Genomic DNA, 22,342 nt, shown 5'->3' with positions numbered 1-22,342 from the left:
CGGTTTTCAGGGTTTCGCCGCGTCGATGATTTCCTGCTCGGCCTCGGCGGCCTGCTTGATGGAATCCTCGACCGGCTGGCCCTCGAGCAGGACACGGTTGGTCATGTCGATGGCGTTCTGCCGCTGGGCCGCCTCATCCATGAACAGTGTCGTATGGGCATATTCCAGACCCTTCAGGAACGGTGCGTAGATCGGGTCCTTCAGGTTTTCTTCGGTCAGCGCCGCCGAGCGCCGTGCCGGCAACTCGCCCACCGTCTTCAGCCAGATCGCCATGGCTTCCGGGGAAGAGATATAGGCGAGGAACTTCTTGGAGGCCTCAAGCTCTTCACCCGTGGTCTTGGCGCTGATGCCATTGGCGAAGTAGCTGGCATAGTTGGAGCGGATATTCTTGTCATTGGTGGGAAGTTCGGTCACGCCCCACTCGAAATCCTTGATGGTGCGGAACGAGCCCAGCCGGAAGGTGCCATCGATGGTCATGCCGGCCTTACCGGCGCGGAAGGCCGCCTGGCCCTCATCCATGAAACCCACTTGGCCGATCTTCTTTTCAAGCTGCAGGCTGGTGTAGAATTTCAGGGCCTGAATGCCCGGCTCGCTATTATAGGCGACCTTCTGGTCATTATCGGTATAGGGCTCACCGCCATATTGGCGAATGAGGACTTCACGCCACCACTGGTGGTCCTGGCCGCCCATGTCGAGTGTGGACCCGGCGACGGTGAGGTTTCCTGCGGCGTCGTGCTTGGCGATTTTTTCCGCGGCTGCGACGAACTCATCGAGCGTCTTCGGCGGATTGGCTGGATCGAGGCCCGCCTCGGTGAAGAGCTTCTTGTTGTAGAACAGGGCGAGCGAACGAACTGCTGTCGGCAGGCCATAATAGTCGTCGCCACGCTTCATGGCGCTGATGATGGGGAAGAATTCGCTTTCGATCTTGTCATGCGGGAAAGCGTCTGCCGGCAGCGGCTGCAAGATGCCGCCGGCTGCGAACTTGTCCAGCCAGCCGTAAAACAGCTGCATCACGTCAGGCCCCTTGCCGGACATGTTGGCCGCAATCACGCGGGTCTGGTAGTCGGCGTAAGGAAAGGTCACCTGCTTGACGGTGATGTCAGGGTTGGCCTTTTGAAACTCCGCGATCAGCTCGTCCATGGCTTTTACGCGTGTGTCGAAGACATATTGCCAATATTCGATTTCAACCGCCTGCGCGGCGTTGAATGCAAATGTGCTGAAACCGGCAACCAAGCCGGCGAACAGAGTTGCCCTGCGCATGTAAGCCTCCATTTCCTCCGTCCGGTCTTCCGGATGCGGAGTGATCGTTCCCTTTATCCGCGCTTTCGCGCGCGCTCATCGATTTGCCGGCTGCGGAGTTTCCTCTTCCGCCCCAAACAAGCCTGACCCCCGGTCGCCCTCTACGGTTCTCTGAAGGCGCGCGTTTGTCAATAAGATAATTTACTTGAATTATTATATTGCGCTTATCGTCAATTCGACGCTATGAATTTTATAAGAGACGGGAAGTTGAAGAGATGACGGTGCACACGGTAGACGCTTATCCCGTAGCAATCGGAAAAAATCCTGAGCGGAGCCGCGAACATAACAGGCGAGTCGTTTTAGACATCGTCCGGCGGCACGGATCGCTCGGCCGCGCCCAGATTGCCAAGATCACACATCTGACGCCGCAGGCGGTCGCCAATATCGTTGATGAACTGATGGGCGAGGAATTGCTGAAGGAACTCGGCCGTCGTCGCACGGGCAGGGGCCAGCCGCCGATCCAGTTCGCCGTCAATCCAGATGGCGGCGCGACGATCGGTATGGAAATCGCCGCCGACCATATGGTCACCGTAGGCCTCGATCTTGCCGGCGTGTTGCGTACTCATCGTGTTACCCCTCTCAAGGACACGACACCGGACGCCATATTCAAGACCTTTGCCGCCGAGCATGCCGCTGTCGCGAAAAATCTCGGCTGCAGGCTGCTTGGCACCGGGGTTGTCATGCCCGGTCCCTTCGAGATTGATGGCATGACCTCCGTGGGGCCGACGACGCTTTCCGGCTGGGGCGGCATTGATGCCCGGCAGATGCTGGGCGAAGCCTGCGGTCAGCCGGTCGTGGTCGAAAACGATGCGACTGCGGCAGCGGTCGGGGAACGGCTGTTCGGTGCGGGGCTGGCCATCCCGAATTTCTGCATGATCTATTTCGGCGTCGGTATCGGCCTCGGCATCATTCAGGATGGCGCGCCCTATCGCGGTGCGTTCGGAAATGCCGGCGAAATCGGCCATGTGACCGTTTCACCGAAGGGAAGGCCTTGCCCCTCCTGCGGGCAAAGAGGGTGTCTGGAGGCCTATGCCTCAGTCTATGTGCTGAAGGAAAAGCTTGTCTGCGCGGGTGTCGCGGATACGGAACTTGATGATCTGGAAGCCCTGTTCAGGGCTGGCAATCCGGTGGTGATGGAATGGATAGAGGAGGCCGCCGTCCATCTCGCGCCCATGGTTGCGATGCTCGAGAATATTCTCGATCCCCAGACGGTCATTCTCGGCGGCGCGCTGCCTGAGATCATCATCAGCGAGATCATTGCGCGGATGGGGCCTTTGCCGACCTCGGTCGCGAGCCGGCGGCAACGGGAATTGCCACGGGTCATCCACGGCAAGTCCGGGCAATTGACTGCGGCGCTCGGTGCCGCCGCCTTGCCGCTGTTCGACATCGTCACACCAAAACTCGAGACATCCCCGGGAGCTGCAGCGCAGGCACCCGGCTGAATATTGGAGGAGACCGCCCATGCTTAACCCTCGGGAGCGCATCGAACGGCAGATGGCCGATCCGTGGCTCATTCGCCTGCATCGCAAGCTGAGCGCGCTTAAATCCACCGTCACCGTCATGCACACCGGCGCGCATCCCGACGATGAGCAGAATGGACTTCTTGCCTATTTCCGCATGGAACTGGGCATGCGGATCATCATCGCCTGCTCCACACGCGGCGAGGGCGGGCAGAATGCGCTGGGGCCGGAACGGCTGGGCGCGCTTGGCGTCATCCGGTCGCGGGAGCTGGAGGAGGCTGCCCGCGTCATCGATGCTGATATCAGCTGGCTCGGCCATGGTCCGGCGGACATCATTCACGACTTCGGTTTTTCCAAGGATGGCGACCAGACCTTCGGCCGCTGGGGGCAGCAGCGCATTGTCGAGCGGCTGGTTCGCGCCTACCGCAAGGAGCGGCCGGATATCGTCATTCCGACATTTCTCGATGTGCCGGGACAACATGGGCACCACCGGGCCATGACGCGGGCGGCGAAAAGCGCGATCACGCTGGCCGCTGACCCTGCGGCCTATCCCGAGCATTTCGCCGAGGGGCTGAAACCGTGGAAGGTGGCCAAATATTACCTTCCCGCATGGTCTGGCGGTGGCGACACCTATGATGACGAAGTGCCGCCGCCGGAGACTACGCTGATAGTCAATGCTCCGGGCAAGGAGGCGGCCACCGGTGCGCAATATGACCGCATCGGCGAATGGTCGCGTTATTATCATGCGTCGCAGGGAATGGGGCATTGGCCGAAGCGGGCGCAGGAGGTCTGGCCGCTGCATCTGGAACTCGCCAGTGAAGCGGCGGGCGAAGAGCACTCGATCCTCGACAGCCTGCCGTCTTCCCTGTCTGACCTTGCGGCTTTCCCCGGGCTGGATTCGGAATTGGCAAAGGCGCTGGTCAAAGCGGAACAGGCGATAAGCGAAGCAATCTCGGCCTTTCCCGACAGGGAGCGGATCACGGCGTTGCTTCTTGCGGCGGCGGCGCTTTTGCAGAAGGTTGACGAAACCGCAGCTGCGGATTTCAAGGAGCTGCACGGCCATCGGATCGCGCGCAAGCGGGCGCAGGTTGATGCCGCTATCCTGACGGCGCTCGATGTTTTCGAACGGGCCTATGCCGAGCCGGCAGAGATCGTTCCGGGCGGAACGTCGGTTCTTTCGGTGGAGCTTTCAGACAGGGCGGCTGAACTTAATGTTGAGGTCACGCCGGTCCTGCCATCAGGGGTGTCGTCATCCGTTCAGTCGCGTGGTGAGACGCTGGTCTTTTCGCTTGTCGCCGATAAGGATGCTGCTGTTTCCGGGCTTTACCAGCCCGACTGGAAAGCCTCGGGCGGCAATGGCCATGCCTCTCTGCTGCTTTCCGCAACGGTTGGGGGCAGAAAGGTCTCGGCCGCCTTCGATCTGGAAGAACCGTTTTTCGTAACGCCCGCGCAGTCGCTGACGATCGCGCCGGATGCCCTTCTGGTTCCGCTTGGAAAGGGGCAGGACGTCCATGTCTTTCAGGCGCATGTAAAGGGTGCCGATGCGCCGCTGTCGTTCAGGAATACGGGCGGCTGGAACCTGCGCAGAAACGGCGGCGACTGGATTGCGGAACGCACCGGCGATGCGAAGGCAGGCCTTGCCCAGATCGAAGCGCTTGTCGGTTCACAACCCGCTTTCCAGATCACGCCCATCGCCTATCCGCATATCGGCAGGGCAAGGTTTCTGGCGCCGTCCGTTTTGAAAATCCTGTCACTGGACCTCAAGCTGCCCGAGGGCGCACGCGTCGGTTATGTCGGTGGCGGTGCCGACAGGGTGGGTCTTTGGCTGTCGCGCATGGGTCTTGATGTCACCGAACTCGATGCCCAGGCGCTGGGCGGTGACCTGTCGTCCTTCACGACGATCGTTATCGGCATCTTTGCCTTCGGCATCCGCAAGGATCTGGCCGCCGCAACGGAAAGGCTTCACCGTTTCGTCGAGGATGGCGGTCATCTCGTCACGCTCTATCACCGGCCGACCGACGGATGGAACCCGGAGACGACGCCTGTGAGGCGGCTTGAGATCGGCAAACCTTCCTTGCGCTGGCGTGTGACCGACCCGCAGGCTGAGGTAACGGTGCTGGCGCCCGAACATCCGCTGCTTGCCGGCCCCAACAGGATCGATGCTGCCGACTGGGCGGGCTGGGACAAGGAACGCGGGCTCTATTTCGCTGCGCGCTGGGATGATGTCTACGAGCCCTTGCTCGCCATGCATGATGTCGATGAACAGCCGCTCAAGGGTGCGCTGGTTTCGGGTGTCATCGGCAAGGGCCGGCATACCCATACCAGTCTCGTGCTGCACCACCAGATGGACAAGCTTGTGCCCGGGGCCTTCCGCCTCATGGCCAATCTTGTGCAGCCGGCGTGAATGGCGACACCCAGAGCGAAGAACAGCAAAACCCGCGCGAGACGGATACGCGCGCGGGCATTGGCTGGTTGTTGCTGGACATGACCCTTGTTGCGGGCGGAATGACTGCGCTCGTCAAGGCGCAGGGCGTCACCTATCCCGCCTTCCAGCTGGTCTTTATCAGGGCGATGATCGGTTTGATGTTCATCCTGCCGCTCATCTGGCGGCACAGGGGAGAAATGCTGCGCGTCAAATATCCCTGGCGCAATATTTTCCGCATCTGCTGCAACGCCATCGCACTCACCAGCAATTTCATCGCCATCACCCTTTTGCCGCTTGCGACCGTCAATGCCGTCGGTTTCTCCCGGCCATTGGTGACGATGGCGATGGCCGTCGCCTTTCTCGGCGAAAGCGTGAGCCGTTTTCGCTGGACGGGTGCCTGTCTTGCATTTGTAGGCGTTCTGGTCGTCATCGGGCCGGGCGGTACGGAGTTTGGCGCGGGTGTGATTGTTGTTCTGGTGTCGGTGGTGTTCGGGGCGTTTGCGGTGATCCAGACCCGCGCGCTGCGGCAGGAGAACACCACGGTCATGATGGTGTTCTACACGGTGGGCCTTGCCGTCATTACCGCCGTTCCGGCGATCTGGACATGGAAACCGGTTGCGTCATTCGACTGGGTTCCGCTGCTCGGCATCGGATTGCTGGCGCAGATGGGGCAATATTGTTTCCTGCGGGCCTATCGTATCGCGGATGCCAGTGTGCTTGCGCCTGTCAGCTATCTGTCGATCCTGTTTGTGATTGCTGTCGGATATTTTCTGTTCGATGAAGTGCCTGAAACCCGCGTGGTGTTCGGCATCGTCATTATTCTCGTGTCGCTGCAATCGACTGCCCTTGCGGAATATCTGCTGAAAAGGCTGCGCCGCAAAGGCTGACGGTTGCGCTCTATCTCTATTGCGCAAGGACCCGGAGCCGGATCCAGTTCAGCGCCGCAAGTTTGAAGCGGTCGTAAAACGAACGTGCGAAACGCACATAGCGCATGATCCAGGCGAGCCAGCCATAGGTGAGGAGCTTTTCCCGGCCCGCATGATAGATGCGCTCGACAATCAGGAAGGTGGAAAGGTGGGCAAGGATCGTCAGAACCAGACCCGACTTGAAGGCGCCATGGGCAATGAGGACGAGGCCGACGATCTTCATCGGTTCGGCAATCGCAAAGGGAACGGCAAGACAGAGGAGAATGGCAAGGCGCGGCAGTCGCTCGATGCGGCTTTCCAGCCGCTGGATAAATGTCAGGTTCGATATGGCCCTGATGACCGGCCGGTAGAGCGGGCGGAAAATGCCGTCGAGAACAAGGGCGAAAATTATGATTGCCCTGATCGGAAAGACGAGGATCGTCCGGATTTTGCTGTTCACCTCGATCAGTCTCCAAAAAGGGCGTAACGCCTATCCTTAATCGCCTGAAACATGTCAAAACCAAGTCGCATTTTCTGTCAGTTCTGCCGAACGCTCGCATACATGCCGGTGGTGCGGAATTCGCTCGGGTTGGTGCCGTAGAGCCTGCGGAAGACCTTGGAAAAATAATTCGGATCCTCGAAGCCGCAAAGCACGGATACCTCCTTGATGGGAATGTTCGCAGCCGAAGTGAGAAGCTTGGCCGCCCGGCGCAGGCGCCGTTGCAGCACAAATTCCGCAGGCGGCATGCCTTCGCTTGCCGTGAAGATGCGGGAGAAATGCGCGCGGCTCAAGCCCGCCACATCAGCAAGGTCGCTGACGGACAGCCGTTCGCCAAGGTGCCCGTCTATGTAGCTCAGCACCTGCTGCATCGTGCGATATTCGCCGCCGAAGGAAGGGTGCGAACCGAAGACATCATCATAAAGCGTCATCGCCGCCTCGTAAGCGACGGCCGAGGCAGCGCCTGGTGTCTCCGCGCCATTGACGAGTCTTGAGCAGCATTCGGCGAGCTGGTCCACCGTCTCGGACTTGAGTTTGAAGACGGGGCCGGTGACAGAGAGGATATTGCGGTGAATGCGCAAAGCTTCCTCGCCATTCATGGAAATCCAGAAGAATTCCCATTCCTTGCCCTCTTCCAGCCAGTAGCGGTGATTGTGGGGAATGAGCAGCAGCAGGGTTTCGCCCGGCCTCACCACATAGTGGCGGTTTTCGTAACGGAGGTTGCCCTGTCCGGCGATGCAATATTGCAGCACGGTAAAAGGCGTCTGGCCGCGTTTGCGCCCGTCCCAGTCGTAATTGCCGCTGCGGCGGATTTCATAACCGCTGCTGGTCGGCATGGTGTGCAGCGTCTGGCGGCCGCGCGGCAGCGAGACGGTTCGCATGCAGGGCCCCTGATCGATCAAATCCTGCAGCACAAAATTACCCATGAAAGCATAATCCTTCTCTGGTTCTATCGAACTTTATACGCATAATCCCGATCCGAGGAGACAGCCAGCGGGATATTGTTGCTGAAAAATTTGGGAGGAAGGCCGGTTTTCCGGGATTCTCACGGGTATTTTCCTGCAGCGCCATTTCATGATCCTTCGGCCCGTTTCACCCGTTCGATTTGCAACAGAGGTGGCGTTATGAGTTTCAAAATCGCTATTATTGGCGCAGGCAGCGTCGGTTTCACGAAAAAACTGTTCACCGATCTCCTGTGCGTACCGGAGTTTCGCGACATCGAAGTCGCGCTGACGGATATCAGCCAGCACAATCTGGATATGATCAGGGCGATCCTCGACAAGGTCGTTGAGGCCAATGGTTTTCCCGTAAAGGTGACAGCGCATACGGACCGCCGCCGGGCGCTGGAGGGCGCGAAATATATCATCAGCTGCGTGCGGGTCGGTGGGCTCGAAGCCTATGCCGACGACATCCGCATTCCGCTGAAATACGGCATCGACCAGTGTGTGGGCGATACCATCTGCGCCGGCGGCATTCTCTATGGTCAGCGCAACATTCCGGTCATTCTCGATTTCTGCAAGGATATACGCGAAGTCGCAGCACCGGGTGCGAAATTCCTGAACTACGCCAACCCCATGGCCATGAATACCTGGGCGGCCATCGAATACGGCAAGGTGGATACGGTCGGCCTCTGCCACGGCGTGCAGCATGGCGCGGAACAGATCGCCGAAATCCTCGGTGCGAAATCCCCCTCCGAACTCGATTACATCTGCTCGGGCATCAACCACCAGACATGGTTCATCGATCTGAGGCTTAACGGCCGCAAGATCGGCAAGGATGAGCTGGTCGCGGCCTTCGAAGCGCATCCGGTCTTTTCGCAGCAGGAGAAGCTGCGCATCGACGTGCTGAAGCGTTTCGGCGTCTATTCGACCGAAAGCAACGGCCATCTCTCCGAATATCTGCCGTGGTATCGCAAGCGCCCGGATGAAATCTCCCGCTGGATTGACATGTCCGACTGGATTCACGGCGAAACCGGCGGTTATCTGCGTCACTCCACCGAGACGCGCAACTGGTTCGAAACGGAGTTTCCGCAGTTCCTCGCCTCAGCCGCCAAGCCGATCGATCCGGCCAAGCGCTCCAATGAACACGCAAGCCATATTCTGGAAGCGCTGGAGACGGGACGGGTCTATCGCGGCCATTTCAACGTCAAGAACAATGGCGTCATCAGCAATCTGCCGGCGGATGCCATCATCGAATCGCCCGGCTTTGTCGACCGTTTCGGCATCAACATGGTCTCGGGCGTAACATTGCCGGAAGCCTGTGCAGCCACCTGCATGGCCTCCATCAATGTGCAGCGCATGTCTGTCCATGCGGCGGTGAGCGGCGATATCGATCTTTTGAAGCTCGCCGTGCTGCATGACCCGCTGGTGGGCGCCGTCGCCACGCCGGAGGAGGTCTGGCAGATGGTGGACGAGATGGTTGTCGCGCAAGCGCGCTGGCTGCCGCAATATGCCGATGCCGTACCGGCGGCGAAGGAGCGGCTTGCGACATCGAGCGTCAAGACCCGCGACTGGGCCGGCGCCGCACGCCGCAACGTGCGTTCCATCGAGGAATTGCGCGCCGAGAAATCGGCGCTGAAAAAGGCTGTTTGAGGAAAAGACATGGGAACAGGTCTGGCGGCGGAAGGGAGTCCGCCGCCACGACCGGAACGATCACAGAGGGTGGGCGGTCGAAGAGCTGCCATTTGGGAGGAATGACGATGTTACTTCAACGCAAGATCGGTATCATCTCGGCACTGGGGCTCAGTGTTTCGATGATCGCACTCAATGCGAATGCCTTCGAGACCACCACGCCGCCCGAGCCGCCGCAATTTCCGGCCGAAGGCAAGATCAATTACGTGGCGCGCGACTCGATCCTCGAATTCAAGGCGCTGCCTGACTACAGCGAGCCGGACTGGGTCAGCGAGAAATTCGAAAAGACCGGCAAGCTGCCGCCGCTGAAGGAACGCCTGCCGGAAGAACCACTCGTCTACAAGACCGGCAACATGCCTGACGGTATGGGCGTTTATGGCGATACCATGCGCCATGTGGTCGGCGGCCGGCCGGAGGGCTGGAACTATATTGCCGGCCAGAGCCAGGGCTGGGGCGGCATCGATATCGCCCTTTCCGAATGCCTGACGCGTACCGCGCCGCTTTTCCAGGTGGATGCCAAGGATACCGAGCCGCTGCCCAATCTGGCGAAAAGCTGGGAATGGTCTGAAGACGGCCACAAGCTGACGATGCATCTCGTCAAGGGGGCCAAATGGTCGGACGGTGAACCCTTCAACGCCGATGATGTGATATTCTATTGGGAAGATGCCGTCATCGACCCCAATGTTTCACCGCTTGGCGGCGGCGCCTCGCCGGAGGCTTTCGGTGAGGGAACGACGCTGAAGAAGGTCGATGATTACACCGTCCAATGGACCTTCAAGGCTGCCTTTCCCAAGCAATATCTCTACACCATGGCCTATCCGAGCTTCTGCCCCGGGCCGTCGCATATTCTGAAGCCCCAGCATCCGAAATATTCCAAGAACACCTATAACCAGTTCAAGAACGCTTTCCCGCCTGAGTATATGAACATGCCGGTCATGGGCGCATGGGTGCCTGTGTCATATCGGCCGGACGATCTCATCGTGCTGCGGCGCAACCCCTATTACTGGAAGGTCGATGAAAAGGGCCAGCAGCTGCCCTATCTCAACGAGGTCCACTACAAGCTTTCCACCTGGGCGGACCGCGATGTGCAGGCCGTTGCGGGCTCGGGCGATTTCTCCAATCTTGAACAGCCGGAGAATTTCGTCGCATCACTGAAACGCGCCGCAGATCCCAATGCGCCGGCCCGCCTTGCCTTTGGGCCGCGCCTCATCGGCTATAATCTGCAGATGAACTTTTCCGCCAATGGCTGGGGCAATCCGGATGAGCGCGGACAGGCCATTCGTGAGCTGAACCGCAATGAGGTATTTCGCCAGGCGGTCACTTCCGCTCTCGATCGAAAGGCGATCGGCGACTCGCTTGTGAAGGGGCCTTTCACGGCGATCTATCCGGGCGGCATTTCGTCTGGCACCAGCTTCTATGATCGCGCCTCCACGGTCTATTACCCCTTCAACCTCGAAGCCGCCAAGGCCTCGCTCGCCTCAATCGGCCTGAAGGACACCGATGGCGATGGGTTCCTGAATTTCCCCAAGGAAACGCTCGGCGGCCGCAATGTCGAGATTACCCTTCTCGTCAATAACGGCTACGCGACGGACAAGAGCCTTGCGGAAGGTCTCGTTGGCCAGATGGCGAAACTCGGCCTGCGCGTCGTCATCAACAGCCTCGATTCCAACCAGCGCGATGCCGCCCATTATGGCGGGCAGTTCGACTGGCTGGTGCGCCGCAACTCCACCGAGCTTTCCTCCGTGGTGCAGAATACCGAGCAGCTGGCACCCGTCGGCCCCCGCACAAGCTGGAACCACCGCTCGCCCGAGGGCAAGGAACTCGATCTGATGCCGTTCGAGAAAGAGATGGCCGATCTGGTACGCAAGTTTATTTCCTCGCAGGACAATGCCGAGCGGGCGGAACTGATGAAGCAATATCAGAAGGTCTACACGCAGAACCTCTATACGATTGGCCTCACCGAATATCCCGGCGCGCTCATCGTCAACAAGCGGTTCTCCAACGTGCCGCAGGGTACGCCGATCTTCATGTTCAACTGGGCCGAAGATTCCATCATCCGCGAACGGCTGTGGGTCGCGGCCGACAAGCAGGGCAAATACGAACTCTTCCCGCAGCAGCTTCCCGGCAAGCCGGGTGAGGGCGGCCCGATCAACTAAAGCATTTCCAGAAAAACCGGACCCCGGTTTCCGTCCGGAAATGCGAATACCTTGAAGTACTCCTCCCGGAGCACACCCGGTACCGGTCGCGCGTGAAGCGCGGCCGGAGACACACGGCCCATCCAAACGGAGGAAGACCGTTCGATGCTGAGATTCCTGACGATACGCATAGGCTCCGCCGTTCCGGTGCTGCTGATCCTGAGTGTGGTGACATTCGCCATCATTCAGGCGCCGCCCGGCGATTATGCAGACTACATCCGCTCGCAGCTGATGAACCAGGGCGGGGCTTCCTTCGAACAGGCGGAAGCGCAGGCGCAGGCCTATCGTATCGAACACGGCCTCGATAAGCCGCTCGTGATGCAATATTTCAACTGGATCGGCGGTATCATCACCCGTGGCGATTTCGGCTACAGTTTCTACTACAACAAGCCGGTCGCCGATGTGGTTGGCGAACGCCTGCCGCGCACCATTGCGCTGGCGCTGGTCTGCCACATCTTCGCATCTGTTCTCGGCATCGCCTTCGGAATCTGGGCCGCTACGCGGCAATATTCCTGGGTCGACAACCTGCTCTCCACCATCGCCTTTCTCGGCATGACCATCCCGCGCTTCCTGATGGCGCTGATCCTTGTCTATCTGATGGTGTTTCATTTCGATGTGTCTGAGATCGGCAGCTTCTTCTCGCCGCAATATGGCGGTGCGCCGTGGTCGTGGGGCAAATTTGTCGATCTGGTCAGCCATGTCTGGCCGGTGGTCGCCATCGCCGTCTTCGGCGGCCTCGCCTACAACATGCGGGTGATGCGCGGCAATCTGCTCGATACGCTGAATGCGCAATATGTGGAAACGGCGCGCGCAAAGGGTCTTTCGGAAGGCGCGGTCATCATGCGCCATGCCGTGCCGAATGCGGTGCACCCGCTCGTCATGTATCAGGGCGTTGTGCTGCCCTATATGCTGAGCGGCGAAATCGAGACCGCCATCATCTTCGCATTGCCGACCGTCGGTCCGGCCATTGTCGGCTCCATGGCGGTGGGGGATGTCTACGTCACCGCGACCTTCATGATGGTGCTCGCCGCCACGCTGATCGTCGGCAACATCATCGCCGACATGCTGCTCGCCATGCTCGACCCGCGCGTTCGCGAATTCGGGAGGGCTTGAGATGGTGGCCGTTGACAACATGAAGACCGAAACCACCGCCACCCCCAAGCCCGAACGCGGCACGCAGGGCAACGAGTCCTATCTCGCCCTGGTATGGCGGCGTCTAAGGCGGTCCTTCACCGGCATGCTGGGGCTGGTGCTGGTCGTGCTCTTGATCCTGATCGCAATTTTCGCCGATTTCTTCGCGCCGATGAACCCGCTGGAAACCAATGCCAGCTTCTCGCCGCCGCAGGTGGTGCGTTTTTCTGACAAGGACGGCAATATCAGTCCTTTCCCCCGGGTTTATGCGACTGCCGAGACCGAAGAACTCGATCCGGTGACGTTCCAGCCTATCGTCGGGCCGGACTACGACAATCCCGTCTATCTCGGCTTCTTCGTCGAAGGCGCGGAATACAGGCTTTTGGGCCTCATCCCGATGAGCCGTCACTTCTTCGGCTCGACCGACGGCCAGCCGGTGCATTTTCTCGGAACCGACAAGTTCGGGCGCGATGTGCTGTCGCGCGCCATATATGGTTCGCGCATCTCGCTCGCGATTGCGCTTAGCGTCGTTGCCATCGTCACCGTCATCGGCACCAGTGTCGGCTTGATATCAGGGTATTTCGGCGGGCCGCTGGATGCCTGGGTGCAGCGCTTCGTGGAGGTGGTGCTCGCCTTTCCGCAATTGCCGCTTTATCTCGCGCTGACATCGCTCATTCCCGTCACCGCACCGACCACCGTTTTCCTCGTCTTCGTGGTTGGTGTCATGTCGGCGCTCGGCTGGGCGCAGATGTCACGCGAGGTGCGCGGCAAGACGCTGGCGCTGGCGCGTATCGATTATGTCCGGGCGGCGATTGCCGTCGGGGCCACCGACCGGCGCATCATTTTCCAGCACATTCTGCCGAATGTGATGAGCCACGTGATCGTCGCCGTCACCCTGCATATTCCGAGCGTCGTGCTGCTCGAATCCTTCCTCGGTTTCCTCGGTTTTGCGGTGAAACCGCCGCTCATCTCCTGGGGGCTGATGCTGCAGGATACCGCGACCTATTCCGTCATCGGTTCCTATCCATGGATCCTCGCGCCGGTCGGGTTCGTGCTGGTCACCGTCTTTGCCTTCAACGCGCTGGGCGACGGCCTGCGTGACGCCGTCGATCCCTATTGAGAGGAGCGTGACATGGTAGCTGCCCAGAACAACGCCTACGCCCCCGCCATCCGCCTCGATGCCGATGACCGCAAGGACAATGCCATTATCGATGCCCGCAACATTGCCGTGACCTTCAAGGTGGAGCACGGAACGGTGGAGGCGGTGAAAGATATTTCCTTCCAGCTCTATCGCGGCGAGACGATCGCAATCGTCGGCGAGTCCGGTTCGGGGAAATCCGTCACGGCTCGCACCGTTATGGGCCTTCTGACGAAGCGGGCAACGATTTCGAAATCGGCGGTGGTGCGCTTCAACGGCGAGGACATCCTGAAATTCTCATCACGCCAGCGCCGGGCGCTGCGTGGCAATCGCATTTCGATGATCTTTCAGGAGCCGATGAGTTCATTGAACCCGATCTATACGATCGGCAGCCAGATCGTCGAGGCGATCCGGGTGCACTCAAAACTCAGCCGCAAGGAAGCGGAGGCAAGGGCGCTCGATCTTCTGCGGCAGGTGCAGATACCGGAACCGGAAGCGCGGCTGAAACAATATCCGCACCAGCTTTCCGGCGGCCAGCGGCAGCGTGTGATGATCGCCATGGCGCTCTCCAACGATCCTGATGTGCTGATTGCTGATGAACCCACCACCGCGCTCGATGTGACGGTGCAGGCGCAGATTCTCAACCTTATCCGCGATCTGCAGAAAAAACGCGGCATGGCCGTGGTGCTCATTACCCATGACCTGACGATCGTGAAGCAGTTTTCCGACTACGTTTACGTCATGCAGCATGGCGAGATGCGCGAACATAACACCACCGAACAGCTGTTTGCAGCACCGCAGCACCCCTACACGAAAAGGCTGCTCGCTTCCGAACCGCAGGGAACGGCAAAGCCGCTGCCGGAGAATTCCGGCGTGCTGCTCACGGCAAGCGGCGTGCGTGTCTCCTTCATGATGCGTTATGGCGGACTGTTCAAACCGGAACTGAAGGAACTGATCGCCGTCGACAGCCTGGGGCTCACCCTCAATCGGCACGAGACTCTGGGCCTCGTCGGCGAATCCGGTTCCGGCAAGACGACCTTCGGCCAATCCCTGCTGCGGCTGAACGAACCGGTGGGCGGCGAGGTGATCTTTGATGGGGAGAGGGTCGATGGCCGCTCCCGCGCTGAGATGCGGCCCCTGCGTTCGCGCATGCAGATCGTGTTTCAGGACCCCTTCGCGTCGCTCAATCCGCGCATGACCATCGGCCAGATCATCGAGGAAGGGCTGATCATCAACGGCCTTGGCCGGACCAAGACAGAAAGGCTGGACCGGGTGCGTGATGCGCTGGAGGCGGCCGGCATGCCCGGTAACATCCTCTCACGTTTCCCGCATGAGTTCTCAGGCGGCCAGCGCCAGCGCATCGCCATTGCGCGCGCCGTGGCGCTGGAGCCGGAATTCATCCTGCTCGATGAGCCGACCTCGGCGCTCGATCTTTCCGTGCAGGCGCAGATCATCGATCTGCTGCGCAAGCTGCAGGACGAGCGGGGTCTGAGCTACCTGTTCATCTCCCACGACCAGAAAGTGGTTCGCGCGCTCTGCCACCGCGTCATCGTCATGCAGCGCGGGCAGATCGTTGAGCAAGGTCCTGTCGAGGATGTGCTGACAAACCCAAACACAGAATATACTCAGCGGCTTGTACGGGCCGCCTTCGAAATCGCTTGAATTCCAATGCCGGAGGTAGACATGGCAAGAGATCCCAAGATCACATTTATCGGCGCAGGCTCCACGGTGTTCATGAAGAACATCGTCGGCGACGTGCTGCAGCGTCCGGCCCTTTCGGGCGCCACCATCGCACTCATGGATATCAACCGTGAAAGGCTGGAAGAAAGCGCCATCGTCGTCAACAAGCTGATTTCGACGCTGGGGGCAAAGGCGAAGGCCGAGACTTATACCGACCAGAAAAAGGCGCTTGCCGGCGCGGATTTCGTCGTCGTCGCTTTTCAGATAGGCGGGTACGAGCCCTGCACGGTCACCGATTTCGAGGTGCCGCGCAAATATGGCCTGCGCCAGACCATTGCCGATACGCTCGGCGTCGGCGGCATCATGCGCGGTCTTCGCACCGTGCCGCATCTGTGGAAGATCTGCGAAGACATGCTGGCCGTCTGCCCGAACGCGATCATGCTGCAATATGTGAACCCCATGGCGATCAATACCTGGGCGATTGCCGAGAAGTACCCGACGATCCGGCAGGTGGGTCTTTGCCATTCGGTTCAGGGCACGGCCATGGAACTCGCCCATGATCTCGATATCCCATACGAGGAAATCCGTTACCGTTCGGCCGGCATCAATCACATGGCGTTTTTCCTCGAATTCGAACATCGCCAGCCGGATGGCAGCTACAGGAGCCTTTATCCCGATCTCGTGCGCGCCTATCGCGAAGGCCGTGCGCCAAAGCCCGGCTGGAACCCGCGCTGCCCCAACAAGGTGCGTTACGAGATGCTGACGCGGCTCGGTTATTTCGTTACCGAAAGTTCCGAGCATTTTGCCGAATATACGCCCTATTTCATCAAGGAAGGACGCGAAGACCTGATCGAGAAATTCGGCATCCCGCTTGATGAATATCCGAAGCGCTGCATCGAGCAGATCGAGCGCTGGAAAGGGCAGGCGGCGGCCTATCGTTCGGCCGAGAAGATCGAGGTCAAACAATCGAAGGAATATGCTTCCTCCATCATCAACTCGGTCTGGACCGGCGAGCCTTCTGTCATCTACGGCAACCAGCGCAACAATGGCTGCATCACCTCGCTGCCATTTGATTGCGCGGCGGAAGTGCCCTGTCTGGTCGATCATAACGGCATACAGCCGACCTTCATCGGCGAATTGCCGCCGCAACTGACAGCGCTGATGCGCACCAACATCAATGTGCAGGAACTGACGGTTCGGGCGCTGATGAGCGAAAATCGCGAGCATATCTTCCATGCCGCGATGATGGACCCGCATACCGCAGCCGAACTCGACCTCGACCAGATATGGTCGCTGGTGGACGATCTGCTGCTGGCCCATCGCGACTGGCTGCCGGAATGGACGCAGGTGGAAGTGAAGCGGGCGCGGGCGGTTTAAGGTTGGCCCTGTCTTTGCCCGGAAGTCCGAAGGCGGCTGTGAGAAACGCACTTGCCTTCGGGACTTCCGGCAGTGGCCCTAAAACCTCTCCGTCGTCATCCTCGGGTCAAACCCGTGGATGACGACGAGTGTGGTGTTAGCAACCTCTGGACAGTCGCGACGACAGCAGCAGAACGTTTGACGAGCGCAATTTGCACCCTCCCAGCTTCCTGCCCGAAACATCCTTGGGCCCATTTGACTTGTGTCAAGGCCACGAAACACCACGACACCTAAACAGCCCTTGACCCGATCTGTTCTCGCTTGGCTAGGAGAAATGTCGGGTGCGAATTCTAAACGCGATGGTGGCTGGCTTCTTCGGTTTTTACGTATTACGGTTGAAACCTGAAGGGTTCATGGGGAAGACGGATGTCTAAAAAAGGCTTGCTCATTGGTCTGGTGGTTCTGGCTGTTGCCGTTGCCGCTTACTTTGCCTGGTCGAAGCTGAAGGGGGAGGGGCTGCCTTCCGGTTTCGCGTCCAGCAACGGTCGGATCGAGGCGGTCGAGATCGACATTTCCACCAAGACCGCCGGTCGCCTTCAGGACATCATGGTGCGCGAAGGCGATTTCGTGAAGGCCGGACAGGTGCTGGCGCAGATGGACACCGCCCAGCTGGAAGCGCGGAAGCGTCAGGCGGAAGCACAGTTTCGCCGTGCGAAAATAGCAATCGATACGGCCAACAGCCTTGTCGCACAGCGGGAGGCGGAGAAGACCTCGGCGCTGGCGATCGTGGAACAGCGCAAGGCCCAGCTTGATTCCGCCTCCAAGACCTATGCGCGCTCGAAGCAGCTGCTGACGGGCAATGCCGTTTCGCAGCAGATCGTCGACGACGGTGAAGCCGCCGAGCTGTCCGCCCGCGCCACACTCGCCTCCGCGCAGGCCTCGCTTGCCGCCTCCGATGCGGCAATCAACGCGGCCAAAGCGCAGATCGTTGATGCCGAGGCGGCTGTCGATGCGGCGCAGGCCGATATTGAAAGCATTGAGACTGACATAGCCGATGCGACGCTGAAATCGCCCCGCGACGGCCGCGTGCAATATAGGATCGCCCAGCCCGGAGAAGTGCTGTCCGCCGGTGGACGGGTTCTCAACCTCGTCGATCTCGGAGACGTCTACATGACCTTCTTCCTGCCGACGGCAGAGGCTGGCCGCACGTCCATGGGCTCCGATGTGCGCCTGATACTGGATGCGGCACCGCAATACACCATCCCGGCGAAAGTTTCCTTTGTGGCCGATGTCGCGCAGTTCACGCCGAAGACGGTTGAAACCGAAGAGGAACGCCAGAAGCTCACCTTCCGGGTGCGGGCGCAAATTCCGCAGGAACTGCTGCAGAAATATATCCAGTATGTCAAAACCGGACTGCCCGGCATGGCCTATGTACGGCTTGATCCGCAGGCCGCCTGGCCGGAAAACCTCGAACGCAATCTCGTCAAGTGACGGTGGCCACCATGGTCGCGCCTCCCGCAACGAATGACAGGAACGCACCGGTCGCGCGATTGACCGATGTGCGGCTGACCTTCGGAAGCACTATTGCGCTGGCCGATATATCGGTCGAGATTCCCGCAGGGAGGATGGTAGGGCTCATCGGGCCTGACGGCGTCGGCAAGTCGAGCCTGTTGTCGCTCGTCTCCGGCGCGCGGGCCATCCAGAAGGGCAAGGTGGAGGTTCTGGGTGGCGACATGTCCGATCCGCGCCACCGTGAGGATACCTGCCCGCGTATCGCCTATATGCCGCAGGGTCTTGGCAAGAACCTTTACCCCACCCTGTCCGTCTTCGAGAATATCGACTTTTTCGGCAGGCTGTTCGGACAGGGCAGCAGGGAGCGGCAGGCGCGCATTGCCGAATTGCTGAAGAGCACCGGCCTCGAACCATTCGCCGATCGCCCCGCGATGAAGCTTTCCGGCGGCATGAAGCAGAAACTCGGGCTCTGCTGCGCGCTGATCCACGATCCGGACCTGCTTATCCTCGATGAGCCGACCACAGGCGTTGACCCGCTGTCGCGCCGGCAGTTCTGGGAATTGATCGATTCCATCCGGGCCGGGCGTCCGGGCATGAGCGTCATCGTCGCCACGGCCTATATGGAAGAGGCCGCCGGTTTCGACTGGCTGGTCGCCATGGATGGCGGCAAAATACTGGCTACCGGTTCGCCCGCCGAACTTCTCGAGCGCACGTCGGCACCCAATCTCGATGCAGCCTTCATCGCGCTTCTTCCCGAAGAAAAGCGCAAGGGTTACCACGAGGTCCATATCGCGCCGCGCAAGGTGACGGGTGAGGGCGATTACGCCATCGAGGCGTCGCATCTCAGCATGCGCTTCGGTGATTTCACCGCCGTCGACAATGTCAGCTTCAAGATTCCGCGCGGCGAGATTTTCGGCTTTCTCGGTTCGAACGGCTGCGGAAAATCCACCACCATGAAGATGCTGACCGGGCTTCTGGCGGCCAGCGAAGGCGAGGCCAAGCTCTTCGGGCACAAGGTGGATGCGAGCGACATGGCGATCCGCCACCGCGTCGGTTACATGAGCCAGGCCTTCTCGCTTTATTCAGAACTGACGGTGCGGCAGAACCTCGATCTTCACGCCCGCCTGTTCAAGCTGCCGGAAGACACCATTCAGCCGCGTATCGCCGAAATGGCGGAGCGATTCGATCTCGGCGCGGTCATGGAAACCCTGCCGGACGACCTGCCGCTCGGCATCCGGCAGAGGCTGTCGCTGGCGGTGGCGATGATCCATTCGCCTGACATTCTCATCCTCGATGAGCCGACCTCCGGTGTCGACCCGGTGGCGCGCGACGGGTTCTGGCAAATCCTTGCCGATCTCTCGCGCAACGACAATGTCACCATCTTCATCTCCACCCATTTCATGAACGAGGCGGAGCGCTGCGACCGTATTTCGCTGATGCATGCCGGCAAGGTGCTGATCAGCGATACGCCTGATGCGATTACCAAAAGCCGCAATGCCGCAACGCTTGAAGAGGCTTTCGTCGCCTATCTCGAGGATGCCTCGGGTGTGAAAAAAGTGAAACCCGTTGCACCGTCCGCTCCGGCAGCTGAGGTGCCCACGACACAACATGCCGCCCCCGTCCGCAAGAGGTTTTTCGATTTCAGGCGCATGTTCAGCTATACCCGCCGTGAGGCGCTGGAATTGCAGCGTGATCCCATTCGCGGAACGCTGGCGGTGCTCGGCAGCGTTATCCTGATGTTTGTCATCGGATACGGCATCAATCTCGATGTCGAGGACCTGACCTTTGCGGTGCTGGACCGCGACGATTCCACCATCAGCCGTGACTACGTGCTCGATATTGCCGGCTCCCGTTATTTCATCGAAAAGGAACCGATCCGCGACTATGCCGATATGGATCGGCGCATGCGTGATGGGGAACTCAGCCTTGCCATTGAAATTCCCCCCGGCTTTGGCCGGGATGTCTTGCGCGGCAAGACGGTGGAGGTGGGCGCCTGGATCGACGGCGCCATGCCGCAGCGCGCCGAGACGGTGCGCGGTTACGTGCAGGGTATGCACCAGACATGGCTTGCGCGGAAGGCCGCCGAGATTTACGGCAGCGCCGCCACACAGAACAGCTTCAGCATCGAGACGCGCTATCGTTACAATCCTGATGTCAAAAGCCTCGTCGCCATGGTGCCGGCGGTCATTCCGCTGCTGCTCATGCTTATTCCCGCCATGCTGGCGGCGCTCAGCGTCGTCAGGGAAAAGGAGCTTGGCTCCATCGTCAATCTCTATGTGACGCCGACCACGCGGCTGGAATTCCTGATCGGCAAGCAGCTTCCCTATGTCGCCCTCGGCATGCTCAATTTCCTGCTTCTGACGGCATTTGCGGTCTTCGTCTTCCAGGTGCCTTTCACCGGAAGTTATCTCGCCTATGCGGCGGGAGCGCTGCTCTACGTCATCATCGCCACCTCCATTGGCCTTCTCATGTCATCCTTCATGAAGAGCCAGATCGCAGCGATTTTCGGCACGGCCCTGCTGACGCTCATTCCGGCCACGCAATATTCGGGCATGATCGATCCCGTCTCCTCGCTGCAGGGCGCCGGCGCCTTTATCGGTAACATCTATCCGGCCACCTATTTCATGACCATTTCGCGCGGGACCTTTTCGAAGGGGCTTGATTTCGCCGGGCTTTCCGGCTCGTTCCTGCCGCTCATCATAGCCATTCCGCTGCTGCTTAGTGCCGGTGCCGCACTTTTGAGGAAACAGGCGTCATGAGGCTGTTTTCGTCCAACATCTTCCAGCTCGGCATCAAGGAACTGCGTGGCCTTGCGCGTGACGGCATGCTGCTGCTCCTGATTGTCTATGCCTTCACGCTGCAGATCTACACCGGCTCCAGCGCGCTGCCGGAAACGCTGAACAATGCCGCCATCGCCATTGTCGATGAGGATCAGTCACCGCTTTCCGGCCGCATCAGTACGGCGTTTTATCCACCCTATTTCGCACCGCCGAAGCAGATTTCCATCGCGGAAATGGACAAGCGCATGGATGCCGGGCTCGATACTTTCGCGCTCAACATCCCTCCGGATTTCCAGCGCCGGCTGATGGCGGGTCAGCAGCCGGCCATCCAGCTCAATATCGACGCCACCCGCATGAGCCAGGCCTTCAGCGGCGGCGGTTATGTGCAGAGCATCGTGACCAGCGAAGTTCAGGAATATGTCAACCGTTATCGCGGTGCGACTGCGGTGCCGGTGGACCTCACCCTGCGCTCCCGTTTCAACCCGGAGCTGGACAAGTCCTGGTTCGGCTCGATCAACAATATCATCACCGCCATCACCATGCTGTCGATCGTGCTGACGGGGGCGGCGCTCATTCGCGAGCGGGAGCACGGCACGGTCGAGCATCTGCTGGTCATGCCGGTCACGCCGCTGGAAATCATGCTCAGCAAGGTCTGGTCCATGGGCCTCGTCGTGCTGGTGGCCTCGGCATTTTCCCTGTTCGTGGTCGTCAGGGGGCTGCTCGCCATTCCGATCGAAGGCTCGCTTTCGCTTTTCCTGCTCGGAACGGCATTGCAACTCTTCGCCATGACCTCAATGGGCATATTCCTCGCGACCGTCGCCGGTTCCATGCCGCAATTCGGCATGTTGCTGATCCTGTTCCTGCTGCCGCTGCAGGTGCTCTCGGGCGCCATGACGCCGCGTGAAAGCATGCCTGATATCATCCAGTACATCATGCTTCTTGCGCCAAACACCCATTTTGTCATTCTGGCGCAATCGGTGCTTTTCAGAGGGGCGGGGCTGGATGTGGTCTGGCCGCAATTGCTGGCGCTGCTGGCCATCGGCTCCGCGCTCTTCGTTTTTGCGCTTCGCCGTTTCAGGCGGTTCCTGCGCTGACGATGACCTGCCACTGCGAATTTCCTCCAGATTGGATTAGAGTCCGGCCCATTAAAGGACGGACGAATGAAGAAGCAGAGATTTACGGAAGAGCAGATTATTGCGGTGCTGAAGGAGCAGGAGGCTGGCGCGAAGGTGGCCGACCTCTGCCGCAAGCACGGAATTTCAGAAGCAACGTTTTATATCTATGGACTGTTCCCCCGTTGCAAGCTTGATGTTGAAGCGGTTTGACACGGGT

Annotated in this window: 15 protein-coding genes and 1 pseudogene; 13 read left to right on the top strand and 3 right to left on the bottom strand. The window is 59.8% G+C overall.

The annotated features are described in order from the left end of the window. Positions 1–6 precede the first annotated feature (6 nt). Positions 7–1,272, bottom strand: a complete 1,266-nt coding sequence (locus QRN60_RS24650; protein ID WP_111791445.1) for a sugar ABC transporter substrate-binding protein — start codon at positions 1,270–1,272, stop codon at positions 7–9. 242 nt (positions 1,273–1,514) lie between these two features. Here QRN60_RS24650 and QRN60_RS24645 point away from each other — a divergent pair, with 242 nt between their 5' ends. The 3 genes from QRN60_RS24645 to QRN60_RS24635 are packed head-to-tail and all read left to right on the top strand — an operon-like array spanning position 1,515 to position 6,071. Further along, positions 1,515–2,741 carry an ROK family transcriptional regulator gene (locus tag QRN60_RS24645; protein ID WP_111791444.1) on the top strand — a complete coding sequence of 409 codons (1,227 nt, stop codon included), beginning with the start codon at positions 1,515–1,517 and terminating at the stop codon, positions 2,739–2,741. 19 nt (positions 2,742–2,760) lie between these two features. Further along, the gene (locus QRN60_RS24640; protein ID WP_111791830.1) at positions 2,761–5,163 is read left to right on the top strand and encodes a PIG-L family deacetylase; all 2,403 of its coding nucleotides are present in this window, start codon (positions 2,761–2,763) and stop codon (positions 5,161–5,163) included. Then, positions 5,160–6,071, top strand: coding sequence for a DMT family transporter (locus QRN60_RS24635; RefSeq protein WP_111791442.1), 912 nt, complete (start codon positions 5,160–5,162; stop codon positions 6,069–6,071). Before QRN60_RS24640 ends, QRN60_RS24635 begins: the two co-directional genes overlap by 4 nt. 16 nt (positions 6,072–6,087) lie before the next feature. Here QRN60_RS24635 and QRN60_RS24630 read toward each other — a convergent pair whose 3' ends face one another. Further along, on the bottom strand, positions 6,088–6,549 hold the full coding sequence (locus QRN60_RS24630; RefSeq protein ID WP_003505634.1) for a hypothetical protein: 462 nt from the start codon (positions 6,547–6,549) through the stop codon (positions 6,088–6,090). Between the two features lie 77 nt (positions 6,550–6,626). Then, complete coding sequence (locus QRN60_RS24625; RefSeq protein ID WP_020810883.1) at positions 6,627–7,514, bottom strand: AraC family transcriptional regulator; 888 nt, start codon at positions 7,512–7,514, stop codon at positions 6,627–6,629. 198 nt (positions 7,515–7,712) lie between these two features. Here QRN60_RS24625 and QRN60_RS24620 point away from each other — a divergent pair, with 198 nt between their 5' ends. From QRN60_RS24620 to QRN60_RS24575, 10 genes and pseudogenes are all read left to right on the top strand, one after another. After that, on the top strand, positions 7,713–9,179 hold the full coding sequence (locus tag QRN60_RS24620) for an alpha-glucosidase/alpha-galactosidase (RefSeq protein WP_020009828.1): 1,467 nt from the start codon (positions 7,713–7,715) through the stop codon (positions 9,177–9,179). A gap of 107 nt (positions 9,180–9,286) precedes the next feature. After that, positions 9,287–11,374, top strand: coding sequence for an ABC transporter substrate-binding protein (locus QRN60_RS24615; RefSeq protein WP_031234010.1), 2,088 nt, complete (start codon positions 9,287–9,289; stop codon positions 11,372–11,374). A 144-nt stretch (positions 11,375–11,518) separates the two neighbouring features. Next, on the top strand, positions 11,519–12,526 hold the full coding sequence (locus tag QRN60_RS24610; RefSeq protein ID WP_020810885.1) for an ABC transporter permease: 1,008 nt from the start codon (positions 11,519–11,521) through the stop codon (positions 12,524–12,526). Between the two features lies 1 nt (position 12,527). After that, on the top strand, positions 12,528–13,664 hold the full coding sequence (locus tag QRN60_RS24605; RefSeq protein ID WP_020810886.1) for an ABC transporter permease: 1,137 nt from the start codon (positions 12,528–12,530) through the stop codon (positions 13,662–13,664). 12 nt (positions 13,665–13,676) lie between these two features. Then, the gene (locus QRN60_RS24600; RefSeq protein ID WP_284767150.1) at positions 13,677–15,344 is read left to right on the top strand and encodes an ABC transporter ATP-binding protein; all 1,668 of its coding nucleotides are present in this window, start codon (positions 13,677–13,679) and stop codon (positions 15,342–15,344) included. A 21-nt stretch (positions 15,345–15,365) separates the two neighbouring features. Next, a complete protein-coding gene (locus QRN60_RS24595) occupies positions 15,366–16,739 on the top strand; it encodes an alpha-glucosidase/alpha-galactosidase (protein WP_129565204.1) in 1,374 nt (457 codons plus the stop codon). 405 nt (positions 16,740–17,144) lie between these two features. Then, positions 17,145–18,209: an HlyD family secretion protein gene (locus tag QRN60_RS24590; protein WP_020810889.1), complete on the top strand. Its 1,065-nt coding sequence runs from the start codon at positions 17,145–17,147 to the stop codon at positions 18,207–18,209. A gap of 11 nt (positions 18,210–18,220) precedes the next feature. Beyond that, positions 18,221–20,989: a ribosome-associated ATPase/putative transporter RbbA gene (rbbA, locus tag QRN60_RS24585; RefSeq protein ID WP_031234011.1), complete on the top strand. Its 2,769-nt coding sequence runs from the start codon at positions 18,221–18,223 to the stop codon at positions 20,987–20,989. Then, positions 20,986–22,104 carry an ABC transporter permease gene (locus QRN60_RS24580; RefSeq protein ID WP_020810891.1) on the top strand — a complete coding sequence of 373 codons (1,119 nt, stop codon included), beginning with the start codon at positions 20,986–20,988 and terminating at the stop codon, positions 22,102–22,104. The genes rbbA and QRN60_RS24580 overlap by 4 nt, the downstream gene beginning before the upstream one ends. Before the next feature lie 66 nt (positions 22,105–22,170). Then, positions 22,171–22,287, top strand: a pseudogene (locus QRN60_RS24575) (transposase); the annotation flags it as partial. Between the last annotated feature and the right edge of the window lie 55 nt (positions 22,288–22,342).

The organism is Agrobacterium sp. CFBP2214 (assembly GCF_030209895.1).
Lineage (GTDB): Bacteria > Pseudomonadota > Alphaproteobacteria > Rhizobiales > Rhizobiaceae > Agrobacterium > Agrobacterium radiobacter.
Note: the sequence above shows the minus strand (reverse complement) of the source record. Positions and strands in the feature narration are given on the sequence as shown.